25 protein-coding genes and 2 riboswitches are annotated in these 24,440 nt (G+C 36.4%); of the genes, 10 read left to right on the forward strand and 15 right to left on the reverse strand.

The window, feature by feature from the left end; translation table 11 throughout:
* Nucleotides 1-59: 59 nt before the first annotated feature.
* The 3 genes from ACB089_RS23310 (at nucleotide 60) to ACB089_RS23320 (ending at nucleotide 2,435) form a co-directional block, all read left to right on the forward strand.
* A complete protein-coding gene (locus tag ACB089_RS23310; protein WP_374964132.1) occupies nucleotides 60-1,229 on the forward strand; it encodes a DUF418 domain-containing protein in 1,170 nt (389 codons plus the stop codon).
* Nucleotides 1,230-1,445: 216 nt separating this feature from the next.
* The gene (locus ACB089_RS23315) at nucleotides 1,446-1,985 is read left to right on the forward strand and encodes a DUF1273 domain-containing protein (RefSeq protein WP_374967622.1); all 540 of its coding nucleotides are present in this window, start codon (nucleotides 1,446-1,448) and stop codon (nucleotides 1,983-1,985) included.
* 135 nt (nucleotides 1,986-2,120) lie between these two features.
* Entirely contained in the window at nucleotides 2,121-2,435 is a 315-nt protein-coding gene (locus ACB089_RS23320) for a hypothetical protein (RefSeq protein WP_374964133.1), read from the forward strand.
* 30 nt (nucleotides 2,436-2,465) lie between these two features.
* Here the strand turns inward: ACB089_RS23320 and ACB089_RS23325 are convergent, their stop codons facing one another.
* The 4 genes from ACB089_RS23325 to ACB089_RS23340 all read right to left on the reverse strand — a co-directional run bounded on the left by ACB089_RS23325 (nucleotide 2,466) and on the right by ACB089_RS23340 (nucleotide 6,396).
* Nucleotides 2,466-2,657 carry a hypothetical protein gene (locus ACB089_RS23325; RefSeq protein WP_374964134.1) on the reverse strand — a complete coding sequence of 64 codons (192 nt, stop codon included), beginning with the start codon at nucleotides 2,655-2,657 and terminating at the stop codon, nucleotides 2,466-2,468.
* A gap of 98 nt (nucleotides 2,658-2,755) precedes the next feature.
* On the reverse strand, nucleotides 2,756-4,084 hold the full coding sequence (locus ACB089_RS23330) for an L-cystine transporter (protein ID WP_374967623.1): 1,329 nt from the start codon (nucleotides 4,082-4,084) through the stop codon (nucleotides 2,756-2,758).
* A gap of 496 nt (nucleotides 4,085-4,580) precedes the next feature.
* Nucleotides 4,581-5,537, reverse strand: coding sequence for a GGDEF domain-containing protein (locus tag ACB089_RS23335; RefSeq protein ID WP_374964135.1), 957 nt, complete (start codon nucleotides 5,535-5,537; stop codon nucleotides 4,581-4,583).
* Entirely contained in the window at nucleotides 5,497-6,396 is a 900-nt protein-coding gene (locus ACB089_RS23340; protein WP_374964136.1) for an EAL domain-containing protein, read from the reverse strand. The genes ACB089_RS23335 and ACB089_RS23340 overlap by 41 nt, the downstream gene beginning before the upstream one ends.
* A gap of 179 nt (nucleotides 6,397-6,575) precedes the next feature.
* Between ACB089_RS23340 and ACB089_RS23345 the strand changes: the two genes are divergently transcribed.
* The 3 genes from ACB089_RS23345 (at nucleotide 6,576) to ACB089_RS23355 (ending at nucleotide 8,997) form a co-directional block, all read left to right on the forward strand.
* Nucleotides 6,576-6,830: a hypothetical protein gene (locus ACB089_RS23345; RefSeq protein ID WP_374964137.1), complete on the forward strand. Its 255-nt coding sequence runs from the start codon at nucleotides 6,576-6,578 to the stop codon at nucleotides 6,828-6,830.
* A 21-nt stretch (nucleotides 6,831-6,851) separates the two neighbouring features.
* Nucleotides 6,852-8,012, forward strand: a complete 1,161-nt coding sequence (locus ACB089_RS23350; protein WP_374964138.1) for a PucR family transcriptional regulator — start codon at nucleotides 6,852-6,854, stop codon at nucleotides 8,010-8,012.
* Between the two features lie 103 nt (nucleotides 8,013-8,115).
* Nucleotides 8,116-8,997, forward strand: a complete 882-nt coding sequence (locus ACB089_RS23355) for a DMT family transporter (protein ID WP_374964139.1) — start codon at nucleotides 8,116-8,118, stop codon at nucleotides 8,995-8,997.
* Between the two features lie 42 nt (nucleotides 8,998-9,039).
* Here ACB089_RS23355 and ACB089_RS23360 read toward each other — a convergent pair whose 3' ends face one another.
* Entirely contained in the window at nucleotides 9,040-9,609 is a 570-nt protein-coding gene (locus ACB089_RS23360) for a YitT family protein (protein ID WP_374964140.1), read from the reverse strand.
* Nucleotides 9,610-9,828: 219 nt separating this feature from the next.
* Between ACB089_RS23360 and ACB089_RS23365 the strand changes: the two genes are divergently transcribed.
* Complete coding sequence (locus ACB089_RS23365; RefSeq protein ID WP_374964141.1) at nucleotides 9,829-11,118, forward strand: DUF2252 domain-containing protein; 1,290 nt, start codon at nucleotides 9,829-9,831, stop codon at nucleotides 11,116-11,118.
* Between the two features lie 46 nt (nucleotides 11,119-11,164).
* Here ACB089_RS23365 and ACB089_RS23370 read toward each other — a convergent pair whose 3' ends face one another.
* Complete coding sequence (locus ACB089_RS23370; protein WP_368638424.1) at nucleotides 11,165-11,686, reverse strand: DUF2179 domain-containing protein; 522 nt, start codon at nucleotides 11,684-11,686, stop codon at nucleotides 11,165-11,167.
* A 313-nt stretch (nucleotides 11,687-11,999) separates the two neighbouring features.
* Nucleotides 12,000-12,416, reverse strand: a complete 417-nt coding sequence (locus ACB089_RS23375; protein ID WP_374964142.1) for a hypothetical protein — start codon at nucleotides 12,414-12,416, stop codon at nucleotides 12,000-12,002.
* Between the two features lie 239 nt (nucleotides 12,417-12,655).
* On the opposite strand from ACB089_RS23375, the gene ACB089_RS23380 reads away from it, so the two are divergent.
* The gene (locus ACB089_RS23380; RefSeq protein WP_374964143.1) at nucleotides 12,656-13,135 is read left to right on the forward strand and encodes an RNA polymerase sigma factor; all 480 of its coding nucleotides are present in this window, start codon (nucleotides 12,656-12,658) and stop codon (nucleotides 13,133-13,135) included.
* A 2-nt stretch (nucleotides 13,136-13,137) separates the two neighbouring features.
* A complete protein-coding gene (locus tag ACB089_RS23385) occupies nucleotides 13,138-13,824 on the forward strand; it encodes a zf-HC2 domain-containing protein (protein WP_374964144.1) in 687 nt (228 codons plus the stop codon).
* A 304-nt stretch (nucleotides 13,825-14,128) separates the two neighbouring features.
* Here ACB089_RS23385 and ACB089_RS23390 read toward each other — a convergent pair whose 3' ends face one another.
* The 8 genes from ACB089_RS23390 to ACB089_RS23425 all read right to left on the reverse strand — a co-directional run bounded on the left by ACB089_RS23390 (nucleotide 14,129) and on the right by ACB089_RS23425 (nucleotide 22,647).
* Nucleotides 14,129-14,374 carry a hypothetical protein gene (locus tag ACB089_RS23390; RefSeq protein ID WP_374964145.1) on the reverse strand — a complete coding sequence of 82 codons (246 nt, stop codon included), beginning with the start codon at nucleotides 14,372-14,374 and terminating at the stop codon, nucleotides 14,129-14,131.
* Nucleotides 14,375-14,675: 301 nt separating this feature from the next.
* Nucleotides 14,676-15,974, reverse strand: a complete 1,299-nt coding sequence (locus tag ACB089_RS23395; RefSeq protein WP_368638423.1) for a nucleobase:cation symporter-2 family protein — start codon at nucleotides 15,972-15,974, stop codon at nucleotides 14,676-14,678.
* Nucleotides 15,974-16,558 (reverse strand): xanthine phosphoribosyltransferase, encoded by a 585-nt coding sequence (locus ACB089_RS23400; RefSeq protein WP_068985849.1) that lies wholly within the window; start codon nucleotides 16,556-16,558, stop codon nucleotides 15,974-15,976. Before ACB089_RS23400 ends, ACB089_RS23395 begins: the two co-directional genes overlap by 1 nt.
* Before the next feature lie 133 nt (nucleotides 16,559-16,691).
* A riboswitch (purine riboswitch) is annotated at nucleotides 16,692-16,793 on the reverse strand.
* 174 nt (nucleotides 16,794-16,967) lie between these two features.
* Entirely contained in the window at nucleotides 16,968-18,791 is a 1,824-nt protein-coding gene (locus ACB089_RS23405; RefSeq protein ID WP_374964146.1) for an APC family permease, read from the reverse strand.
* A gap of 182 nt (nucleotides 18,792-18,973) precedes the next feature.
* A riboswitch (cyclic di-AMP (ydaO/yuaA leader) is annotated at nucleotides 18,974-19,126 on the reverse strand.
* A gap of 175 nt (nucleotides 19,127-19,301) precedes the next feature.
* Nucleotides 19,302-19,829 (reverse strand): PepSY domain-containing protein, encoded by a 528-nt coding sequence (locus ACB089_RS23410; RefSeq protein WP_374964147.1) that lies wholly within the window; start codon nucleotides 19,827-19,829, stop codon nucleotides 19,302-19,304.
* A 169-nt stretch (nucleotides 19,830-19,998) separates the two neighbouring features.
* A complete protein-coding gene (locus tag ACB089_RS23415) occupies nucleotides 19,999-20,670 on the reverse strand; it encodes a PepSY domain-containing protein (RefSeq protein ID WP_374964148.1) in 672 nt (223 codons plus the stop codon).
* Nucleotides 20,667-21,962: an ATP-binding protein gene (locus ACB089_RS23420; protein ID WP_374964149.1), complete on the reverse strand. Its 1,296-nt coding sequence runs from the start codon at nucleotides 21,960-21,962 to the stop codon at nucleotides 20,667-20,669. The genes ACB089_RS23415 and ACB089_RS23420 overlap by 4 nt, the downstream gene beginning before the upstream one ends.
* Nucleotides 21,952-22,647 (reverse strand): response regulator transcription factor, encoded by a 696-nt coding sequence (locus ACB089_RS23425; RefSeq protein WP_374964150.1) that lies wholly within the window; start codon nucleotides 22,645-22,647, stop codon nucleotides 21,952-21,954. Before ACB089_RS23425 ends, ACB089_RS23420 begins: the two co-directional genes overlap by 11 nt.
* A 480-nt stretch (nucleotides 22,648-23,127) precedes the next feature.
* Between ACB089_RS23425 and ACB089_RS23430 the strand changes: the two genes are divergently transcribed.
* Nucleotides 23,128-24,393, forward strand: coding sequence for an Nramp family divalent metal transporter (locus ACB089_RS23430; RefSeq protein ID WP_374964151.1), 1,266 nt, complete (start codon nucleotides 23,128-23,130; stop codon nucleotides 24,391-24,393).
* Nucleotides 24,394-24,440 lie beyond the last annotated feature (47 nt).

Genomic DNA, 24,440 nt, shown 5'->3' on the forward strand with positions numbered 1-24,440 from the left:
ACCATAAGTTTTATAAACTACACTATGTATAAGATAACCAATTAAGGAGATAAAACGCAATGACAACAAAACGTGTTACCTTCATAGATACAATGCGTGGTTTTAGTTTATTTGGCATCTTAATGGCGAATTTGCTGATTTTCCAGTTTGGCATGTATGGCAAAGATGAATTAAAAGATCTATCCGCCCTTGATAACGGGGCTTTGTATTTTGTAAAAGTCTTTATAGAAGGCTCTTTTATGCCGATTTTCACCATTTTATTCGGCTTCTCTCTTATTAAATTGATTGAGTCTATTCGTAAAAAAAAGGATAAGAGTCGATGGTCTATTTTACGTCGTGCTACCGGGTTAATAGGCTTAGGTTTACTACATTCAACGTTTTTATGGGAAGGTGATATTTTATTTTCCTATGGCTGCATGACTTTATTTTTAATCCCATTTATTAATCGCAAACCAAAAACGTTATTTATTTGGTCTGGTATCTTATTATTACTTACAGTAGCCTTATCATTCGGTTCTATGACAGAATCCGAAAAAGAACAAAAAGAAATGCAAACTTATATTCAAAAGGCCGACGATGTGTATGCTAATGGAAGCTATTTCGAAATACAGGATTTCCGTTCAAATGTTACCCCTCCTGGAATGGATGATCCTGCTCTCATATTCATTCTTCTCATTATTGGACCAGTATTTTATGCTTCATTATTCCTCCTCGGCATGGGGCTCGCTAAAGAGCAAGCTTTTGTAAATATGGAGGACGAAAAGAAATGGTATAAGCTAGGTGCATTGCTCGTTCCAATAGGGCTAGCATGTAAAAGTTTAAGTTTTATAGAAAGTAATTTTTCTGGCATGTTGATGATGGGTGGTTCACAGATACTGTCAGTTGGCTATGTCTGCCTTGCAGCTTTAATATATAATACTCGCCCTGTACAGCTGTTAGCCCCTGCGTTCGAGAGTGTCGGTAAACTATCATTAACCAATTATCTAACGCAAACCATTATTTGTACAACAGTATTTTACGGATATGGCCTAGGTTTATACGGCAAGCTAGGCGTGTTTGGTGGTATTTTATTTGGAATCGTATTGTATAGCTTGCAATGTGTTTTCAGCCTTGCCTATTTAAAGAAATTTAAACGCGGACCTTTCGAAACTGTACTGCGCGTTTGGACGAATTGGTCCTGGAACGGACAGGTTAAAATCAAACAGAAAGGAAGTACTTCACATGAATAGTGACTCCAAAGAGGACTTTACAGACACATGGTGGTTTTTAGGCATATGTGCTGCTGTAGCTGTAGTCTTAACACTATTTGCGTTTTAATAAGCTAATCATTCACTCATCTTGGGAACAACTATACAACATATTGGAATTCGTTTTACCTGCCCCCTACTGTATACTAGTACTACATAATATACAGCTTAGGGGGCGTTTTATTGTTACAGCGAATTATGATCACCGGCTATAAACCACACGAACTAGGAATTTTCAACGACAAGCATCCTGGCATTGCCATCATAAAAAAAGCACTTGAAGACCGTCTACGCATTCTGATTGACGAAGGGTTAGAATGGGTAATTATTAGTGGTCAGCAAGGTGTAGAATCATGGGGTGCTGAAGTTGTTCTTATGTTAAAAAAAGAATTTCCGCATGTAAAATATGCTGTTATTACTCCTTTTTTAGAGCAGGAGAAAAACTGGCAAGAGCCTAAAAAAGAAAAGTATCAATCATTAGTAGCTCAAGCAGACTTTGTAACGAGCGTTACGAAAAAGCCATATGAGGCTCCATGGCAATTTATCGAAAAAGACAAGTTCATTATTCAAAATACAGATGGTTTACTGCTAGTTTATGACGAAGAAAATGAAGGTTCCCCTAAATATATAAAGCGTCTAGCAGAAAAATATATGGAAACACACGACTATACACTTTTAATGATCACAGCCTACGATTTACAAATAATAGCAGAAGAAATGCAACAACAAGATTGGTGAGAAATATTGCTATAATTTTCTGATAATTATATACTAGAATAAATAGACACTTGTAGTTGGAAGAGTTTATCTAGGTACTTTGCTTGTTGCTTTTCGATCCTTTGTTGCTACTATCCTATAAGGAGCTGTTAACATTTGAGTAAAAAAATCGAAATGATTCTTGAGCCTTCGCCAGTGAATGTTTCTCACGATACATACCGCAGAGAATGCAAATATACACGCGGGATTCATATTGAAGAACAAGAGTTTAAAGCTATTTTAAATTCAATGTGCCACGATTCACGCTTATATTTTGATTTCCATAATCCACGTAAAGAGATTAAAAAGGGAACATATTTAAATGGACACTCAGGGTTAGCACGTAATATTTATGATTACTATAAAAACAATTACGACATTGAGATTAATGAACTCATGAATGGCAAAGATTTTTATGTAAAATTAATTTAACTTCATCCTGTTGCTGCCGCTACGTTAGCACTAGGCTTTTGCACAAAAAACATCTGTTGCTGACGCTTCGCTTTCGCACAAAAACATCTGCTGCTGACGCTTCGCTTTCGCACAAAAAACATCTGTTGCTGACGCTTCGCTTTCGCACAAAAAAACATCTGTTGCTGACGCTTCGCTTTCGCACAAAAAAACATCTGTTGCTGACGCTTCGCTTTCGCACAAAAAACATCTGCTGGCCCAATGCCTCGGCATAATTGATTGGGAATTGGTTTGCTGTCAAAAAAAGAGCTACTCTCAAACGAGAGTAACTCTTTTTTTGTTTATAGGTCCGCTACTTGAGCTCCTAATTCTTTATTATTGTACATTTCCGTATCCAATTCTTTTGTGACACGTGCTGTTGTCACACCTGCCATCATTGAACCACTTACATTTAGAGCAGTACGCCCCATGTCGATTAACGGCTCAACGGAGATTAATACACCTGCAAGTGCAATCGGTAGATCAAGTGCTGATAATACAAGAATTGCCGCGAATGTTGCACCCCCACCAACACCAGCTACACCAAATGAACTGATTGCTACGACTGCAATCACAGTAATAATGAATACTGGATCAAGCGGATTAATGCCTACTGTAGGTGCAATCATAATCGCTAGCATCGCTGGATAAACACCGGCACAGCCATTTTGACCAATAGATAAACCGAATGAGCCCGAGAAATTCGCGATCCCTTCAGGTACACCAAGACGACCTGTTTGCGTTTTAATATTCATCGGTAAAGTACCTGCACTTGAACGTGAAGTGAAAGCGAACAATAATGTTTCTGCAGATTTTTTTAAATACGTAAATGGATTTAAACCACTTAATGTAAGGATTAATAAGTGTACTATAAACACAATGAATAACGCTACATAAGACGCAATAACAAACTTACCTAAATTATAAATTGCCCCGAAATCAGATGTTGCCACTGTACGAGCCATAATGGCTAAAATACCATATGGTGTTAAACGTAAGACAATTGTTACAACACCCATTACTAATGCATAGATTGCATCCAAGCCCTTTTTAATAGTGGCTGCAGTAGCTTCATCTTTACGTGCTACACGTAAGTACGCAAAACCTAAGAATGCTGAAAAAATAACAACAGCAATCGTTGAAGTCGAACGAGCACCTGTTAAATCTAAAAATGGATTTGCTGGGAATAACTCAATAATTTGCGTTGGTAAATCCGGCGCAGTTAATCCAGAAGTTTTTTCCTCTAAATATGCTCCACGCTCAGTTTCAGCTGACCCTTGTATAATGTGGGAAGCATCTAAATCAAAAACTGTTGCTGAAAAAATACCAACCGCAGCTGAAACAGCAGTTGTACCGATTAAAATCGCCAAAATAAGTGCTGCCATTTTCCCAAAGTTTTTGCCAACTTTCATTTTCGTAAAGGCTATTAAGATTGAAATGAAAATTAATGGCATCGCAACCATTTGTAGCAATTTAACATAACCAGTACCAATAATATTGTACCAACTTGTTGTTTTAGCTAAAACTTCAGAATCAATACCATAAATTAAATGCAGTCCAAGACCAAGTGCAATACCTAAACCTAAAGCTGTAAAAACACGATTTGAAAACTTAACGTGTTTTTTATTCATAAAATATAAAATCCCAACGAACACAAGTAAAACGGCTACGTTAAGAACGATTTGTAATGTAGACAATGGAAAGCCCCCTAACCAGTTTGTTTAATGTAAATCGAATTATATACCTATAATCCCTATAAATCAAGTATGTTTTGTTTAGATTAATATTTTCTTATAATGAAAGCTGTTATTTCTTATGATTATGCCCCAAAAACGAAATATAATTATTTAAATTTAACAGTAGACTTTTTTCATTAAGGAAGGAGCAAGAGTTGTAATTGCTGACTTTAATGAGGATGCATTAAACAAGGACACCGCTAATACATTCGATGTGAAGTAGATGTTACTGCAGAAGAAGAGATTCAAGTAATGATTATTAAAACCATTACTCATTTAGGTCGTATTTATATTTTAGTCGACAACGCTAGAATTGGTGACGATGCAAGCAGCAGTAAATACGGAGATGCTTTTGTGGAGTACTTACTAAAAGATAAAAAAACTACTTCGTTTAGTGAACGAGATAGGTTTCTTTTTCATGATCATTAACTAGATAAGAGCTTCCTGAAATTTTTTTACATTGTTTTTTCACACGCGTCACCGCATCTGACAATTGATCAACAGATTCAAATTGCTGATATTGATTTGTTATAACCGCGATGGATAGTGAAGTGCATGTGAAAGGCTCAAGTGTACCAACCCTATTATGAATCTGTAATTGTCCTAAATCTTCTAGTTCATAAAAGCTCAAAATGAATGCATCAAACTCATCAATAATTCTTTGACAAATTGAGTTAGCCTCATAATGTGGAAGAATAGCAACGAAATCATCTCCACCAATATGCCCTAAAAATTCTTCTGTACCCACTATATTTCTTTTCAAAATATCTGTTAAATATAGTAAAATTTTATCCCCTTTATTAAAACCATACGTGTCATTGTAGGATTTAAAATGATCTAAATCAAAATATATTAAACTGTATCGTGGTAGCTGTAATGCTTCTTCGAGTTTTTCATCAATTAATTTATTGCCTGGAAGACTGCTTAACGGATTCAAAAAGCTTGCAATAGCCACTTGTGTTTCTACAAGCTTTAATAGTAATTCCCGAATACTTACGACACCATAATATAAGCCATTTCTTGTTACAATCACATCATCATATAAATCCTCTGGTCGTCGTTGCATCGCTTCCGTGCTGGCTTCTGTTATAGGTGTATGACGATCTATAATTAAAGGATTCTCTTTCATAATAAGTTGATTTTGCCGTCCCATAAATAAATTATAGCCATAACGTGTACCAATTTTTTGATAAAAATGTGTGCGTGTAATATGCCCAATTGGTTTGTCATCTCGAACAACAACAACACTACGTAATGATGGATCGTTTGTAAAAAGCAAATCCACTTCTTTATTTTTCACAAATTCATCAATACAAGGAACGCTTTCTATGACTTCCCCTATTTTCATGGTCATCCATCCTTATTTTCCCCAAATGTATTTCCTTTGCGGGTTTCCCTATCGCATAACCTTGCGCGTAGTGAATACCAATATTATGTAAATAGTTTAGTTCTTCCTGACGTTCAATACCCTCTGCAATAATTTTTGTCTCAGCCTGCTCTGCGTATCTCATGAGCAATGTAACAAGCTGCTGTTGCTCGCTGTTTTTATCAATAAATTGTATTAAAGAACGGTCTAGTTTAATAAATTCTGGTTTTAAATAAACAAGCGTTTTTAAACTATTGTAGCCTGAACCCACATCATCCACTGCAATTCGATAACCCTGTGTTCGATAATGTGATAACACACGTTCAAACTCCACAAAATCTACTACGGCACTGCGTTCAGTTAGCTCAAATACTACCTGTTGTGGTTTAATACCAAGCTCTTTTAATAATTGTAAGGTTTCACCACTATGGTAGTTCTTATCAAGTAAGACATTCGGATGTATATTAACAAATACTAAAAAGCCTCTGTTTACCCAATCTTCGTGCAGTCGTTCTTGGAAGCGCTGCAATGAAAGATTACGACAAAAGCACTCAAATAAAAATACGCAGTCCGTTTGTCCAACAAATTCATAAAACTGATCGACACTATTAAATAATTCTGAAAGCCACGGACGATTCAGCGCCTCAAAACCCACCGTTTGCCTCGTCTGTAAATCGACGATAGGTTGAAAATATGTATCCAAATTCTTGTCCTGAATAATTTGCTTCAACGCTTTTAAACGTTTTATATATAAAGTATTGTTTTGATGCTGCCCATATAAATGCTTGAAATAGGAAAATAAATTACTTGTTTTTATGCCTTGTCTCACAACAGACTCCATACTAGCACCTCTTAATTTGGTTATTACGATCTATTGTACCCTTTTATTGTAAATACTTTGTTAATAGTATGTAAAAATAGAGGGCTCTAGCACTAGATTTTCTTTTCAATAGTGTATAAAAGTAATCATTTTTGATCACTTGGTAGAGTCGGTATAAATTCAGGATGTGGAGAAGGCAGTTGAATGGAGATTGGTTGTTTTATCAGCGATTCGTTGTGTTTTATCAGCGATCTTGCGGATTTATCAGCGATTCGTTGTGTTTTATCAGCGATTTTGGCTGGTTTATCAGCGATTCGTTGTGTTTTATTAGCGATCTTGCGGATTTATCAGCGATTCGTTGTGCCTTATCAGCGATGCACGATGCTTCTTTTAGCAATACTAATGGTATTTTACTGACAAGTACTTTTATAATAAGAATAGAAGCTCAATCATAAGAAAGGTTGCTTGATATCCTAATGAACGTAGAGAACTTTTTACAACTGCCCATGACAAAAGATTTTACAGTTGTCGCTGGTCACAATGGTTTACATAAACCCGTTCACAATGTCGAAATTCTAGACTTTGAATTTTCGCCTGATATTCAAACTGTGAGAGAAACGATTTTCACACCGAACAGTGTGGTTCTAAGCAGTTTATTATTTGCAAAGCACAAGCCAGAATATCTATGGAATGCCGTGAAAAATCTTATTGAGCTAGGGGCCAGTGCTTTAGCTTATAAACCTGTCATCTATGAGGACTTACCAGAGGAAGTTCTAGTGTATGCAGATGAGCAAAATTTTCCGATATTACGATTTGGTGGAGATGAATTCTTCGAAAAAATTATTTTAGAAACGATGGCCTATGCAAAAACACAGGATTATACATTCTTTTTAGAAACGATTATGCGACGTTTAATGGAAGAAGATGTTACAGCTGAACAAATAAAGTCCATTTTACAGCAAGTAAATAAGCCCTTTGAAAAATATGTATTTGTTGCTAATATTCAAACGCAAGAGCTTAAAAATAGTCAATGGATGCACTCTCTTTTTCACTTAGAGCCTCTTTTGAAATCGGGTATGATTTGTACCTATAAAAAGAGCCTCTTTGTTTTAATGACCCATCCATCGCAAGAATTTCAATTTGAAAAACTTCTCAATGAATGGTTAACCATGTATGCAATCTCAACTGATTCATTGACCTTTGGCTATAGTTGTTGTCATGTAACACAAGTAGAACTCCCTATTGCTGTTCGGGAAGCCTTCTATGCACGCATCATGGCTGAAATTGAATTGTCTCCTATCTGTCATTATGAAAATCTCGCTTCCGATTGTTTGTTAATTGAATTACATTGCAAGGACCCTCATTTTACTATGAACTATGTAAATAGCTATCTCGGTCCCCTACTTGAGGAAAAGGCTGATCCAGATTTAATGAACACAGCCATCACCTACGTTGTAAAACAAGGAAATATAAAGGAAGTAGCCGTCGCACATTTTTGTCATCCAAACACAATCCGTTATCGTTTGTCAAAAATACGTCAACTAGTAGCTCCTTTGGAAAATGATTATGTTTTTTACGAACGTATAGCTGCAGCCGTTAAATTGTACTTATTACATAGCAAAATAGATGTTGAATGATCAGCATTGGAATAAGTACAAAAAAACGCCCGAATATTTAGAATTAACATCAAATTATTTTCTTCCATTTCATGCTATTCTATTGTAGTTAGGAGGAAGAATGATGAAACAATACATAGCTGATGGTATGCTATTAGTCACCGCAATCGTTTGGGGTAGCGGATTTGTAATAACGGCTATTGCATTGGAATATTTAACAGCTTATCAAGTAATGGCAGGTAGATTTTTATTAGCTTCGATTATACTGACAGTCTTATTTGGATACAGATTAAAAAAAGCTTCAAAATCAGTGATCTGGAAAGGTGTTTTGTTAGGGACCATTTTGTATGTTGCCTTTGCCCTTCAGACAGTGGGGTTACAATATACAACACCATCTAAAAATGCATTTTTAACCGCTGTAAATGTCATTATTGTTCCCTTAATTGCGTTAGCAGTTTACAAGCGCCGTATAGATGGCTACGAAATTATCGGTTCAATCATAGCGATTGTTGGAATCGGTTTTTTATCATTACAAGGATCACTGACAATGAATATCGGAGACGCACTTTCCTTAGCTTGCGCTGTCGCCTTTGCCTTTGATATTTTTTGTACAAATCTTTTTGTACAAAAGGAAGATGCCATCACCCTTACGATTATTCAATTTATCACAGCAGCATTTTTAGGTGTCTTAGTCGTTGTCAGTCAAGGCGACATCCCAACCAACCTTGAAAAAGAAGCAATCTATTCAATTATTTATTTAGGAATTTTTTCAACTACTCTTGCCTATCTTTTTCAAAATGTTGCGAATCAATATACGTCTGCTACAAAGGCAGCTATTATCCTGTCGACAGAATCATTCTTCGGCATGGTACTATCCGTAATTTTCTTACATGAGGTATTAACAAGTCGCATGGTTGTAGGGGCAGTACTGATTTTACTCGCCATATTAATTGCCGAAGTAAAGCCTGCACATCCTAAAAAACGAATGATGAAGAGCTCTCGATAATGGATTTCAAAATAGTTTCAGTCACGCTGAAGCTATTTTTTATTATGCATGACTAGTCATAATACTGGTGGTAATCCCTACTACTAAAACTGTAATAATTGACAGCATTAATGTACTGGAAGATAAAAGCAAACTCCCTACCACAATGACGATCGAATCAATCATAAAAATAAGTATCCCAACATTAATCCCTGTTTTATCACACAAAAACTGTGCAATCAAATCTGTGCCACCAGTGCTTGTCTGAAATCTAAGCATCAAGCCAATACCAAATCCCATCAGTATCCCTCCAAATATGGCACTATAAATAGCATCGATTTGAACAAGATTCCGAACGGGCTTTAGTAAGTCAATAATAAGAGAAGATGCAATTAATCCGTGAATGCTATTGTAAAAATATGCTCTGTATTTATACCAAGCAATGATAAAAACCGGAATGCTAATAATGATGATCATTAAACCTATTTTAAGCTTATACAAATAGTGTAAAATAAGCGCTATCCCTACAACGCCCCCATCCAAAATTTGATAGGGCGTTAAAAAAAGATTAATTCCTAGCGAAACCGCAGTACTTCCTATGAGAATAATCAAGCCTTTCGTAAAAAAATACATACAACCCCCCTCCGAGACTGAGCATGTATTTATAGTATGATAATATGGAATCGAACATGTTATCAAATACGGCTTGGTCAAAAGTCAACCCTACTTTTTTTATCGAGTCCGCTCGATAAATTTCTCTAAAGCTCTATTTGGTTTTTCGGGTGAAACTTTATTCCTGTATTTTCCGTATATTCATGTAAAATCACTAGATGAACGAAAGGAGAATGTGCTATGGAGCATACTTTATTAGAACAAGTGAAGGACACACGAACAATTTTAAGAAGAACACTGTTAGAGACGATTTTCGAGGAATTTGATGGTCAACGTATGAGATTAACTGAGGAGCAACGTATAGAAAAATATCGTACAATGCTAGATAGTCCTTTCCGTTTTTTCCGAGGAAGTGCCTATTTATTTTATTTTGATGTCACGAAATCCCCTTCTATTTTCCATACATCTGATGTCATGCCTACTTGGATACAGGGAGACATGCATATGGACAACTTCGGTGCATTTCAAAATGAAACAGGCGACATCGTGTTCGATATTAATGATTTTGATGAAGGCTATGTTGGCTCTTACCTGTATGATGTTAGTCGCATGAGTGTTAGTATTGCTTTATATCTTGAGGAGCAAGGCTTAGATCATGAAGCTCAAGAAAAGGCCATTCATCATTTCCTACATAGCTATGTCAGTCAATTAAAACGGTTTCAGCGTAAACAAGATGATCCACTGACATTAACATTTACAAAGGATAATACAAAGGGACCAATCAAAAAGGTTTTGAAAAAATTAGAGAAACGTCAGCATTCACAGTTTGTACAGGATATAACGTACATTAACGATGAAGAACAGCGTGTTTTCCTATGGAATGAAGAAGTACAGCCTGTCACTTCAGAAGAATATGCCGCAATCTCTACTGTGCTACCCAACTATAAGATTAAAGATATCGCCATTAAATACGGTTCAGGGACAGCATCCATCGGCTTAAAGCGCTATTATATTTTAGTAGAGGACGAAACAAATGCACAGGGAGTAAGCGATTTAGTTCTTGAAATGAAGGAAGTGCGCACGGCAATCCCCGCATATTTCCTTCCGTACAATGAGACATTCTGGGAAACTTATGTGCACCAAGGAGCACGTGTAGTAGGTACTCAAAAGGCTATGCATCATTTAGAGGACCCTCATTTAGCCTATGTCACGATGGAGGGACAAGAATACTATATCCGTGAGCGTTCCCCTTATAAGAAAAAGGTGAAGCCTAAAAACTACAAGGATATAGAGGATTATTTTGCAACAACATCGACGATGGGACAAATTGCTGCCAAAAACCATGCACGTGCCGATATCGACTACTCCGATGTTTTCACCTACCATAGTGAAAATGAAATATTAAAAGCTATCGGTAAGGAGCGTAACGTATTTGTTGAAAGCGCGATTTTACAGGCAATGCGCTACAAAGAAATAGTCTATTCGGATTTCGAGTTGTTTAAAGAGTTGGTCAAAGAGCGTTTTAATTGACCTGTGGAAAGAACAAAGGACTTCTGCCATAAAGCGGAAGTCCTTTTTATTTTTGCTTTGCCTTCATTCGATTGAGTAAAAATCCACCTTTGAATGATTTAGGCTCGTAAGAAATAATAAAGGCATTTGGTTCAAATTGCTCTACAATTTGGAACAGCTCCATCTCACGATTTCTCTTAGTTAATATTTCGTATTTATAACGATTGCTATCTCGACCTTCGCCGATATAAATAGTCACTGCAAAGCCTTCATTACGGAGGAAATTCACGAGCTCTTCGTTTTTATTCTGCGTATTGATAGTCGTATAAACGTAGCCAATCGCCAGTTTCCGTTCGATTTTTGCACCTAAAAAAATGCCTAAACCGAAACCAAATGCATAAACAATCATGGCTAAAATACTTTGTTCCCCGTTAAAAACAAGTGAAAGGCCAAATACATACACTAACATTTCCAGCATACCGAATATGGCAGCAAGGACAGTAATATTCTTTACTAAAAATATTGTCCGTAACGTTAAAAAAGGTACATACACTAATTGAAGTATTAAAATCAGAAATATACTTTGCATTTGTCAGAGACCTTTCAGAAGTAGTTTTATATACTATCAGTGTATGTTGAGATATTGATTTGCATTCTATTAAAAATATTGTTACTTATATATTCCCCGACGACTAGATTTCAAACACCTCATAAAAAAATGCCCTCTCCTTCTAAAGTAGACGACTATATGTGTTGACTTTTGGTAGTTCGAACAGTAAAAAAATTAATTTGCAGGTAAAGATAATCTATACAGAGTCTACTTTTCAGATTTAAATTAAGTCGTAATAGCAGATACAAAATTAAAACGATACTCTAAACAAAAAGGATTAACCTCTTTTGATTCAATATTTTTTCTCTATTACTGAAATTAAATGTTTTTGAACCTCTTCTAAAGATATATCTCCATTAAGAGACTCGAATTTATAAACTGTATTTCCAGCAGAATCAGGTAATATTACCGCAATGGCACTGTAGCTTTTCTCTATATCTACTTTTTCTGTATCTGTTTCATATTTAAAAACTTCAATACCAGCAGAGTTAGTGGATATTGCTGAGGCTGAAACTGCATTATATTTTTCCACTGCTTTAGTAATCTCACGTTTCAGGATTTCTTTTAAATCTCCGTTATCTGCTTCAAACTTCTGAATTACATTCTCTTTAGCTGCAACCATTTCTGAATTAGTGTCTTTTGCTAAAATTGAACTAGGAATTAAAAAAACACCAAAACTAAATAAAATTGTACAAGTTATTTTTTTCATCAGTACCCCCTCCAAAACTATAATATTCAAAGCCGTACCATACTATGTTTCTACTCATATTTAGTTAAAATACTTATTTTTGTGTCCTATCTTAAGCAGTGCAGAACAGATCCTTATTCAATTAACGAAGTAAGATAGTTACATAAGATATGGAGAATATAATGTCTTCTCTAATTTTTTATGATTTTTTGTAACGAATTTATCTTTACGTAGTCTTATTTAGGAAAGGAGGTATGAATGTGACAGAGTTTGATGAAATTTACAATCTATATTTCCGAGATGTTTACTTATTTGTCTTATCATTAAGCCGTAATGAAAAGATTGCAGAAGACATTACACAGGAAACGTTTTTTAAGGCATTAAAAAGCATAGATACATTTCAAGGCAATTGCAGAATTAATGTTTGGCTTTGTCAAATAGCTAAAAACACCTATTTTACTTATGTGGATAAACAAAAGAGATTTGATACGTATGAAATATCTGAACAAGCAAGTGAGAATGATATTGAGAATCTGCTTTTTAAAAAGGAAGAGACTTTTCAATTACACAAGGCGGTGCATCGTTTAGAGGAGCCTTATAAGGAAGTGTTCACGTTAAGAGTATTTGGAGAACTTTCCTTTAAACAAATAAGTGAACTTTTCGAAAGAACAGAAAGTTGGGCAAGAGTAACATTTCATCGAGCCAAACGTAAAATTCAAGAACTGCTGAAGGAGGAATAGAATTGAGTAAAGTATCATGTGAAATAGTTAAAGATTTGCTCCCATTGTATTATGACAACGTATGCAGTAGCGATAGCAAAAGAATGATAGAAGAACACCTTGTCGAGTGTGATAGTTGCAAAATGGAGTTAGACAGAATACAAGATGATATTAAATTACCAAAAAAAGAAATCGATAAAAATGTAAATGATCGTAATGTCGTGAAAAATATATCTACTTTCTGGAACCGTTCAAGAGCCAAATCATTTATTAAAGGCGGAATAATTAGTGCATTATTTATTACTCTTATCATACTTGGATATTTTGGTTTATTTCAATGGAACATCACAAGCGTTTCAACAGATGTGGTAGAGATTAAGAACATTAGTGAAATGGCAGATGGCAAAATCGTCTATTATGCCGAGATCAATGATGGTTATAGTTTAAATAGGTTAAAGTATGATATGGATAATGAAGGAAACTTTTATATCACACCTTTACGGCCAATAATTAAGCAAGAGGTACAACAAGTAACTGTTTTGGAAAAGGGATATGATTTTATTGACATTAAAGATCAAGAATTAGTTCGTGGCAAGGAAATAAAAAAGATTTATTATGGGACTCCAAAAGACAAAATTTTGATTTGGGAAAAGGGAATGGATTTGCCCAAATCAAGCGAAGAAATAGAAAATATGTTTCACTTTAATTAAAAGTAAGGATTTTTTGTTTTTAAACACCCATGAAAGAACTTAATCATCTTTCATTTTCTGTAGTGAAGCTGTTTATTGCCCTGCATGGATGGCTAACGAGGTGCTTTAATTTAAGAATAGGACTGTCAATAGACGGTCTTTTTTCTTTCAAAAGGTTCAAAACGTAAAAAGTACCGACACAATTAACTAACAAGTGCCATTTGGATTCAATATAGGACATTTAAAATAAAAAAGCCCAACAACTTTACAATAAATAGTAAAGTGATATTAAAACTGTTTGAATCTTCTTCATCCAATGCCCCCGTTAATATCCCCCTGTCATAAAGATAAATAAAAATAAACCTGACCATAGCAATCCAAATAAAAATAGTAATATTCTTTTTAATCCAACTGGTGATAGATTAAAAACTAAAGTAAACACCGCGAGAATTAAATCTGTCGCACCAAAAAAAGTTAAATCTTCAATATCTTCATTCTTTGTGTAGATTGCTAAATACATTAGTACAAGCCCAGCCAATATCATCAATGTAATCATTATTATTGCAGTCAATTTTGTCAGCCAACTCCTTGTTAATTACATAAGCAATACTAACAAAATTCATACAATCAATTCACTGGGTAAAAGCGGATTAAACTACATCAACATTCCTGAATAGATTAATAAAACCAATTTTCTTCTTAAAGTAAGAGATACATTATCATTTATTAAAATCGCCCCTCATTAAATAGCCTGTTTTCCGCAAAAAAAATGCCACCTACTTTTATCTATATCAATAGATAAAAGTAGGTGACAACGTTCTTTTCATCAAAATATGTGGGGTATTTAGATGAATGTTATTTAATTTTTCCCTTTAAACTTCCCCATGCATCGGGTCTACCTTATGCTTTGGCCCGATCATGTTGAATAAAATATTAAGGATAATCGCTGTAACCGAACCACAGACGATACCGTTAGATGTTAGAAGAGAAATGCTTTCTGGAAGTGCATCAAAAATTCCTGGTACAACCGATACACCGACACCAAGACTAACTGCAACAGCAGCAATCATCGCATTTTCCGCTGATTCATTCATAACAGGTACTAGCATGCCCATACCTTGTGTAATGACCATACCGAACATCGCTAGCATCGCCGCACCAAGTACTGGTGTTGGGATAATTGTTGTTAATGCTGCGATTTTAGGTAGGAAGCCAAGTGCTACTAGTAAACCACCTGTGATGTAAATGACTTTACGATCTTTTACGCCTGACATACGTGTAAGTCCCACGTTTTGTGAGAATGTTGTGTATGGGAAGGCATTGAAAATACCACCAATAACCGAAGCAAGACCTTCTGAACGATACCCACGAGCTAAATCTTTTGAGTCTAGCTTTTTATTGCAAATATCACTTAGCGCAAAATAGACTCCTGTTGATTCTACTAAAGAAACCATTCCTACGAGTGTCATTGTAATAATCGCGGTAGCATCAAATGTAGGCATACCAAAGTAGAATGGTTGAACCATGTGTAACGCGTCTGCATCTGAAACTGGGCTAAAATCAACTTTACCCATGAATGCACCTAAGATTGTCCCAGCAACTAGTCCAATTAAAATGGAGATTGCGCGGACGAACCCTGTAGAAAAACGATAAACGACTAAAATAATAACGAGTGTAATAAACGCTAAAGCTATATTCGAGCCAGATGCGAAATCTTTTGCACCTAGTCCACCCGCCATATTGTTTAAAGCTACTGGTAATAAAGAGATACCGATAATCGACACTACCGAACCTGTCACAACAGGCGGGAAGAATTTTACTAGCTTTCCGAAGAAGCCGGCAATAATCATAATGATTACACCTGATGCAATAATTGAACCATAAATATCAGTAATACCTTGCTCAGGATTTGTACCGATTGCAATTATTGGACTTACTGCTGTAAATGTACAACCTAGGACAACTGGCAAACCAATACCGATAAATTTACCATAATACACTTGTAAAAGTGTTGCGATCCCACACATCATAATGTCAATCGCCACTAAATACGTCATTTGTGTTGAATCAAAGCCGATTGCCCCACCGATAATCAATGGCACTAAAATGGCTCCTGCATACATCGCAAGTAAATGTTGAATCGCTAGCGCAGTCGATTTAAAGGCATTCATTACGCATTAGCCTCCGCAGCAAATGTAACTTTGCCATCCTCAAGAGATTCTACAATTGCTAATGATTCCACGCGAATCCCTTGCTGGCGTAATAATTTCCCACCATCTTGGAAGCCTTTTTCAATAACAATGCCGACGCCTACCACATTTGCACCAGCTTGTGCTGCAATATCGAGCAAGCCTTTGACAGCTTCTCCATTAGCTAAAAAATCATCGATAATTAGGACATTATCATCTTCATTTAAGAAATTGCGTGATACTGAAATATCATTTGTTTCATTTTTTGTGAAAGAATGTACTTTTGAAGAAAAAAGATTATCTGATAAAGTTAAAGATTTACGTTTACGCGCAAACACTACAGGAGCGCCGATTTCAAGCCCTAGCATAACAGATGGTGCGATACCTGAAGATTCGATCGTTACTATTTTTGTAATAACTTGATCAGAGAAACGGTTGGCAAACTCATGACCAATTTCCTTCATAAGCATTGGGTCGATTTGATGATTTAAAAATGAATCTACTTTTAATACAGATGAAGATAAAACTTTACCTTCTTGCATAATTTTATCGTGTAATAACTTCATTTCCTTTATTTCCCTCTTTCTTAATTTAATAAAAAACGCTGAATACCTTGATCCATTCATCTACGAGTGGAGCAAAGCATTCAGCGTAAAAACGTCGAAACAAATAGAAAACATCATCATCTTATATGAGATCTTCTAAAGCATTGCTACCCATAGTCGATTTATTTACGGTAAATCGGTAGAAACTTGCGAGCCATATTCTCGCTATTATATGAGTGAAACAGTATGAAGCTGTAATACATAGCAATTATTCAAATCAGTACTTCATTCGGCAATGTGCTATATGACTCACTGAATAAAGATTAATTTTTCGGAATTTACTGGTATTTCAATAAATTTTAATTATAAATGTTCGTGTTTTACAACCAACGTACTGATTATATCAGACAATTTTCCAGCAGGCTAGTCATTATTTTGTTAAATGGAAAGGCACTGTCATTATGACGACATTTTTGTTAAATAACAGCGTAGCGCGAATTAATAGACTCGATTGATTGTGTAACATATGATGCCATCCTTTTTTCGGTATAAATTGTGGGATAACAACTGTTACTTGATGTCCTGTTTTCACACACTGATGTTCAACCTTATTAATAAATTTCATCAACGGCTGTGTAATACTTCGATATGGTGAATAGTATGTTACAAGCCGAACATCTGGCTGCCAAGCTTTCCATTTCTCTTCAAAAGCTTTTGCATCATCTTGATCGAAGGCTACGTAAAAGGCAATAATTTTGTCGACCTTTAATGAATGTACGTAATGCAAAGTGTTTTCAACTACTTTCGTAATACCAGCGACAGGGACAATGAAAACATTTCCTTCAACATTGGGTAGCTCCTCATTATTTAGCCTTAACTGCTCACCAACTGCTTGATAATGTTTTTTAATTCGGTGAAACATCAAAATAATCATTGGTAAAAAGATAAACACTGGCCATACTTGAGGTAATTTCGTCACAAAAAACATCATGGCAACAATAAAGGAAATAACCGCTCCAATCGTATTTATTGCAAATTTTGCAACCCAACCTTTTGGCTTTTCACGCCACCATTTTCGCATCATTCCGGCCTGCGCTAACGTAAACGGAATAAAAACTCCAACTGCATAAAGTGGAATTAAATGTTCTGTTGCCCCATCAAATAAAATGATTAAGACAATGGCAGCTAAACCAAGCATCAAGATTCCATTTGAATAACCGAGACGATCGCCACGGATTTGGAACATTCTTGGGATAAAACGGTCCTTCGATAAATTGACTGCTAGTAAAGGAAAGGCTGAATAACCTGTATTTGCAGCGAGTACTAAAATCATTGCTGTTGTACCCTGCACTATATAGTAAAAGAAATTGCGTCCTACACTTGCCTCCGCAATTTGCGAAACAACTGTTTCTTCTGCATTTGGAGCAATTCCATAAAAATAAGCTAGACTCACAATACCGATAAATAGTACCGCTAAAATACCGCCCATCGCAAGTAACGTTTTAGACGCATTTTTTGGTCCTGGATCTTTAAAGTTAGGAATAGCATTTGAAATGGCTTCTACACCAGTCAAAGCTGAGCTTCCTGATGCAAATGCCTTTAATAATATAAAAAGACTAATTCCTGCAACGGGTGTACCAACCTTTGGACTCAACTCTGCTGGAACTTGCCCTGTTGCTACATTATAAATCCCCACTCCAATTAATATCAGCATGACAGCTACAAACAAATATACTGGATACGCTAATATGGATGCAGATTCTGTAACACCACGTAGATTTAAAAGCGTTAAACATATAACAAAAAACACAGCAATAAACACGTTATAAGGATGCAGACTTGGAAATGCCGAAGTAATCGCATCTGTCCCGGCCGAAACACTTACCGCAACTGTTAAAATGTAATCGACAAGCAATGAACCACCAGCGACGAGACCGGCATTGACACCTAAATTTTCCCGAGAAACTACGTATGCACCACCACCATGTGGATAGGCAAAAATAACTTGACGATACGAAAAAATAAGTGCTGCCAGTAACACAACTACCCCAGCAGCAATCGGTAGAGAATACCAAAAGGCAACAGTACTTACTGTCATGAGCACAATTAAAATTTGCTCAGGTCCATACGCTACTGATGACAAAGCATCGGACGACAGTATGGCAAGTGCCTTTCTTTTATTAAGCTTTTGCTCCCCTAATGTATCGGATCTCAACGGTTTTCCGATAACATAACGTTTGAATGAGGATTTCATATACAACACCTTCTAGTTTTATGGGATGTGTTTCGCATTTCTAAATCGATTACACCTTCGCATAATCGGTTTCTGTGTAGTCCACCGGGGCTTATTTTCATTTTTGAATGAAGATAAAAAAACGTCTACAAGTCATCACTAAATACGACTTGTAGACGCTCATTCGTCTGCCAAGCTCCAACTTTTCTGCTCTTAACGCTTACGAGGTTAGCTGTCGGATTCGGGCCTGAGTAGCCCTACCCTTCAAAAATGAAGAGATTCACCCCAAGGATTATTGTTATACAATCCGTAAAAATTGGGTCCCCCGCGTTTAGTTGCTTCAGCGATTTAGAAATTTGAAACTTTTATAATGATGTCATATTACGCTCGTATTAAAAAAAAGTAAAGAAGAAAATTTTTTATTATTATCAGTGAAAAGCATAGATATTCTCTCAAGTAGTATGTAATTACTCGCAGAACTAAAAAGCTATCTTAAAAGTATTGTCCCACTTTTAAGATAGCTTATGCACTTTAGTCCTCAATATCTTGTTCAAAGCCTATAATTTCACCTGTAGATGAGTCAACCTCAACTTCGTATTCATGCTGTCCGTTTCTGACTTCGATTTCGTAAATCCCATCATCAAGTTTAACTTTAGTCACTGTACCTTTTGCCTCTGTTAAGGCCTTTTCAATAGCCTGCTCTTTTGTGATTTTAGTTGTTGTAGTGGAAGCAGTCATCTTGTCATACATATCATCTTGATCTCGACGTTCCTTCTTTTGCTTTAGTAGCTCACCTGTATAGGCATCAAATTTTAAGTCATACTCTTCCGTATCAGTGTACACCTCTACCTCATAAACTGAGCGGTATTGATTCTGGTCGAACTCAATATCAGTTACGGTACCGTTGACAACTTTTAGTGCCTTTTTCTCAATTTCCTGCATTGTTAATACCTTTTTTTCTTGCGCGTTACCTGTTATTAAAGTTGTTGAGCCAATAGCAGCTCCAACGCCAAGTACACCGACTAACGCTGGGATTAAAATGATTTTTTTCATCTTCATCTGTTCATCTCTCCTTTGTTTTATCCCGCATACAACTGGCTGAAAGACCCCTCAAGTCAAGCGCTGAGGTAACCAAACAGTTAAGCGGGGTTGTACTTTATCTATTCTTAGCTTATCAAGCGAAGATGATAGGACAATAAGAGAAACATTAGAATTTCATGAGAATCACTTAATGATCTTCATCCCACGTAACGGACATCACCTTTCCAGATATTGCATGTATTTGGAAAACAGCTTCTTCATTCTTAGTTTCAATTTCAACTAAATAAAAGCCACCATCCTCTGTTTCCTTATAATCAACGGAATCTACCTCACCATTTAGTTGTTGGAGAGCAATCTTCATTGCCTGCTCTTTAGAAATAACATTGACAATTTCTGGTTGATCAACTGGCTGAACATCTTTTTTAGACAAAACATCACCTGTATAAGCATCGAGTGTGAGATCCCTTTGTTGATCCTCTTTTTCAACACGTACGGTGTAAATGTTATCTGCTAACACGACACTCTCAATATCCCCATAGTCTTTTTCAACCATATGTCGTATTTGCTCTTCTGTTAACGGTAATTTACTTTCCACTTCCTTCAATTTTAAATCTGTAATTTGCTGTGTAGTTGCATCTAGCATCACCATATAAGTTGCACCATCTCGTGTAAATAGCATTTCATACTCATTTCCTTGATTTTTAGCCTTTGTTACATGACCGTTGTAGATTGTTTCAATATGATGAATTGCCTGTTCTTTACTAAGAGGCTCAACATGAAAGAAGCGATACTGAACAAACCATAGCGTTCCACTACAAAGAAGGATGATGGCACCAATGATCAATAGCCATTTTTTCATTGTTGCCCCTCCTTTGGTACACGTAGGGTAAAACTTGAGCCCTCGCCAATTGTACTTTCAACATCAATCGTAATACCAAGCTGCCCCGCAAGTTCATGGGCAATAGCGAGCCCTAATCCTGAGCCTCCAGTTTTACGGTTACGGTCCTCCGCCACACGATAAAAACGCTCAAATAAATGAGGAATATGCTCAGCTGGAATCCCAACCCCAAAATCTTGAATAGTAATGAGAACATACTCAGAAATGTCTGTAGCATGTATGTGGACTTCTCTCTCACTATATTTCCGAGCATTATCAAGTAAAATAAAGAGCAACTGTTTCAACATTTTTTCATCGCTATAAATATGGTTTGGTATTTCAGCATCGACGATGAAGCCGCGATGATAAGCCTGTTGCATTTGCGTGGCCACCTTATTTAAGAATGGAGCAAGCTCTAACTGAACAAAATGTACGTCAAGATGTTCCTTGTTTTTGGCTAACTCCAGCAATTGCAGCACCATTTCATGCATGCGCGATGATTCATTCACAATGGCTTGTAGCGATTCCTGCGCTACCTCCTTATTGTCAAAGCCTCTGCGCAATAGTAATTTTGCATAGCTTTCAATCACAGTAATAGGCGTTTTTAATTCATGGGAAGCATTTGACACAAATTGCTGTTGCTTTTGATAATGCTGTTCAAGCTTCTCCATCATTATGTTAAAAGTACGATTTATATTTGTTAACTCATCCCGGCCTTTGTCGGGAATATCAATTTTTTCGTACTTTCCAGTAGTTGCACTTTTTAACATCGTTTTATTTAAGCGTTCAAGTGGCAATAGAATAAGGCGACCAAGTGCTAAACTCGCTAAAAATATAGGAATTGTTGCAACAATTGAAACAACCACCAATATCGCTTTCAGCAGACCTAATGTGCTTGCCACTTCCTCCATTGACTGCTTTAATTTTATTTGCACAACTGTTCCGTCTATCCAAATTGCTGGCATAGTGAAGCTAATGTATGGGACATCAGGCATCTCCAGTGTAGCCTGAACCTTCATGATTACGTGCTGCTCATCATAAATATACACTGCCCCATCTGTTGGCATATAAGCTCTTAAAACTTGCTGTAAGTTAGTTTGTTCATTTAACTGACTCAATGTAGAACTTAGCTCATTTGCTCGTGCTTGGAGCTGTTTATATTCGGTATTATAAGCAAACTTTTCATACAAAAAATAAATTCCACTATTCGTTGCTACTAACATAACAAGCATTAATAAAGTCGTTAGCATATGAATTTTTGTTTTAAGTCTCATGTTTGTGCTCCTTCAGCACATAGCCAACACCACGCACCGTTTGGATAATGGGTGTATCATTAGCAGCTTCAAGCTTTTGTCGAACATAACGAATATAAACATCCACAACGTTCGTATCCCCATAATAGTCATATCCCCATACAGCCTCTAAAATTTGCTCACGCGATAATACCTGTTTTGGGTGTTTCAATAAATATAAAAGAAGATCGTATTCACGAGGTGTCAATTGAACCCCTTCCCCATAATAAACAACCTCTCGTGTTTGCTCATTAATGGATAATTGCTCAAATGTCGGTTGAACTTGTTGGTGGTTACTTCTTTGAGAAAATCTTAAAGCATTTCGAATGCGAGCAAGTAATTCTTCAATATCAAACGGCTTTGTTACATAATCATTCGCTCCAAGATCCAGACCCTTTATCTTATCTTCAACCTCACTCTTTGCGGTTAGCATAATTACTGGCGTCTGTGATTCTGTAGCACGAATACGCTTTAACACATCAATCCCGCTCATCTCAGGGAGCATAACATCCAATAAGATTAAATCCCATTGCTGCTCACGGTATTTAAGCAAACCATCTGTGCCTGTATGTACTGTGTCAGCCTTATAACCCTCAAATTGAAGCTCTAACTGTAGGACCCTTGCAATATTCTCTTCATCCTCTATTATTAAAATTCGCTTGGTCATGCCGAATCAATCCTCATCATTTTCTTCTCATCGTAAACGATACAAGGGGTGAAAGTCTAATTAGAAAATGATGAGAATAAAATATATGCTTCTACCTCCAAAACGAACCTACTCATTTGGGGAACAACAGGCATTATCTCAACAAAATTTTCTTAACTTAAAATTTCTGATAGTCTTGGTTTCGTGCATATTTTAACTACATAAAGTGAAACTGTAATCAGTGGGGTTTTCTTTATCCCCACTGGATAGAGGAACACAAGCTAAAACCTTCACATCCTGTGAAAACGCTTGTGTGATCAACATCCTGTTGCCCCTAACCAATCGAACTTTTACCCGCAGTTAATGCAGAATAAATATTGCGTTACAAAAAACAGGCAAAAGTCTTCACATTTTTTTGCTCAAGTTATAAAATAGTAATATAATATTTTCCTACAGGAAACTTTATTTCTTCTACGATACTTTTTGAAATGAGGGAACAACATGGTTTACAAACGAATAACAAAACCGTCTGCTGAGGCGGTTTTAGACGGAGATATAACAGGTTGGCGACGAATTTTACCGTTTCTTGGTCCAGCCTTTATCGCAGCAGTTGCCTATATTGATCCAGGCAACTTTGCGACAAACATAACAGCTGGTTCACAATATGGGTATTTACTTCTTTGGGTAATTGTCTTTTCCAATTTGATGGCGGTGTTAATTCAATCTTTGTCAGCAAAGCTTGGTATTGCGACTGGTAAAAATTTGCCGGAGGTAGCACGAGAGCATTTTTCAAAAAAAACATCTATATTTTTATGGATACAGGCCGAATTGGTGATTATCGCAACAGATCTTGCAGAATTTATTGGGGCAGCACTAGGGCTGTACTTGTTATTTAATATTCCAATGTTACCTGCAGCACTTATTACAGCAGTCGGTTCATTTGCCATTTTAGAATTACAACGCAGAGGCTTTAGAGCATTTGAAGCAGGTATTTCTGGCATGGTGCTAATTGTCGTACTAGCCTTTGCATTCCAAACGTTTTTAGCACAGCCAAATTGGGGCGAAGTGACAATTGGGATGTTCACGCCGCAATTTGAAGGGGTAGATTCCCTGTTACTCGCAACAGGAATATTAGGAGCAACAGTTATGCCGCATGCTATTTATTTACATTCTTCATTAACACAAAGTCGTATTGTTGGACGTAATGACAATGAAAAAAGACGTATTTTCCGTTTTGAGTTTATTGATATTGTGATTGCGATGATTATTGCTGGTGCCATCAATATGAGTATGCTGATTATTGCTGCAGCAGTATTCCATACACAAGGTATAGTAGTGGAGGATCTAGATGTCGCTTATAACGGTTTAAAAGAGGCGCTCGGTCCAATGGCAGCAGTATCCTTTGGTCTTGGACTTCTCATCGCAGGTCTTGCAAGCTCTTCAGTTGGTACACTAGCAGGTGACGTTGTGATGCAAGGCTTCATCCGAAGAAAAATACCGCTTTATTTGCGCAGAGCTATTACAATGTTACCTCCACTAGTTATCATTGCATCTGGAGTTAACGCAACCTATGCCCTTGTTCTAAGTCAAGTTGTTCTATCCTTTGGTATTGCATTTGCCCTTATACCACTTGTAATGTTTACAAGTAAACGGGACATTATGGGAAGCCTGGTCAACCATCGTATTACAACAATTTTAGGCTGGTGTATAGTCGCGCTTGTTGTAGCTTTAAATATATACTTAATATGGGAAACGATATTTGGTTAGAAAAAATGCCAGGCACTCATTTTGAATGCCTGGCATCTATTTTTTGC

It is taken from the genome of Lysinibacillus sp. RS10 (assembly GCF_041956855.1).
Lineage (GTDB): Bacteria > Bacillota > Bacilli > Bacillales_A > Planococcaceae > Lysinibacillus > Lysinibacillus xylanilyticus_A.

Bases quoted from the DNA above. Each gene is read 5' to 3' on its own strand.
- ACB089_RS23310 (WP_374964132.1), top strand. From the start codon at position 60: ATGACAACAAAACGTGTTACCTTCATAGATACAATGCGTGGTTTTAGT.
- ACB089_RS23315 (WP_374967622.1), top strand. From the start codon at position 1,446: ATGATCACCGGCTATAAACCACACGAACTAGGAATTTTCAACGACAAG.
- ACB089_RS23330 (WP_374967623.1), bottom strand. From the start codon at position 4,084: ATGAATAAAAAACACGTTAAGTTTTCAAATCGTGTTTTTACAGCTTTA.
- ACB089_RS23335 (WP_374964135.1), bottom strand. From the start codon at position 5,537: ATGAAAATAGGGGAAGTCATAGAAAGCGTTCCTTGTATTGATGAATTT.
- ACB089_RS23340 (WP_374964136.1), bottom strand. From the start codon at position 6,396: ATGGAGTCTGTTGTGAGACAAGGCATAAAAACAAGTAATTTATTTTCC.
- ACB089_RS23350 (WP_374964138.1), top strand. From the start codon at position 6,852: ATGAACGTAGAGAACTTTTTACAACTGCCCATGACAAAAGATTTTACA.
- ACB089_RS23355 (WP_374964139.1), top strand. From the start codon at position 8,116: ATGAAACAATACATAGCTGATGGTATGCTATTAGTCACCGCAATCGTT.
- ACB089_RS23360 (WP_374964140.1), bottom strand. From the start codon at position 9,609: ATGTATTTTTTTACGAAAGGCTTGATTATTCTCATAGGAAGTACTGCG.
- ACB089_RS23365 (WP_374964141.1), top strand. From the start codon at position 9,829: ATGGAGCATACTTTATTAGAACAAGTGAAGGACACACGAACAATTTTA.
- ACB089_RS23370 (WP_368638424.1), bottom strand. From the start codon at position 11,686: ATGCAAAGTATATTTCTGATTTTAATACTTCAATTAGTGTATGTACCT.
- ACB089_RS23375 (WP_374964142.1), bottom strand. From the start codon at position 12,416: ATGAAAAAAATAACTTGTACAATTTTATTTAGTTTTGGTGTTTTTTTA.
- ACB089_RS23395 (WP_368638423.1), bottom strand. From the start codon at position 15,974: ATGAATGCCTTTAAATCGACTGCGCTAGCGATTCAACATTTACTTGCG.
- ACB089_RS23400 (WP_068985849.1), bottom strand. From the start codon at position 16,558: ATGAAGTTATTACACGATAAAATTATGCAAGAAGGTAAAGTTTTATCT.
- ACB089_RS23405 (WP_374964146.1), bottom strand. From the start codon at position 18,791: ATGAAATCCTCATTCAAACGTTATGTTATCGGAAAACCGTTGAGATCC.
- ACB089_RS23410 (WP_374964147.1), bottom strand. From the start codon at position 19,829: ATGAAGATGAAAAAAATCATTTTAATCCCAGCGTTAGTCGGTGTACTT.
- ACB089_RS23415 (WP_374964148.1), bottom strand. From the start codon at position 20,670: ATGAAAAAATGGCTATTGATCATTGGTGCCATCATCCTTCTTTGTAGT.
- ACB089_RS23420 (WP_374964149.1), bottom strand. From the start codon at position 21,962: ATGAGACTTAAAACAAAAATTCATATGCTAACGACTTTATTAATGCTT.
- ACB089_RS23425 (WP_374964150.1), bottom strand. From the start codon at position 22,647: ATGACCAAGCGAATTTTAATAATAGAGGATGAAGAGAATATTGCAAGG.
- ACB089_RS23430 (WP_374964151.1), top strand. From the start codon at position 23,128: ATGGTTTACAAACGAATAACAAAACCGTCTGCTGAGGCGGTTTTAGAC.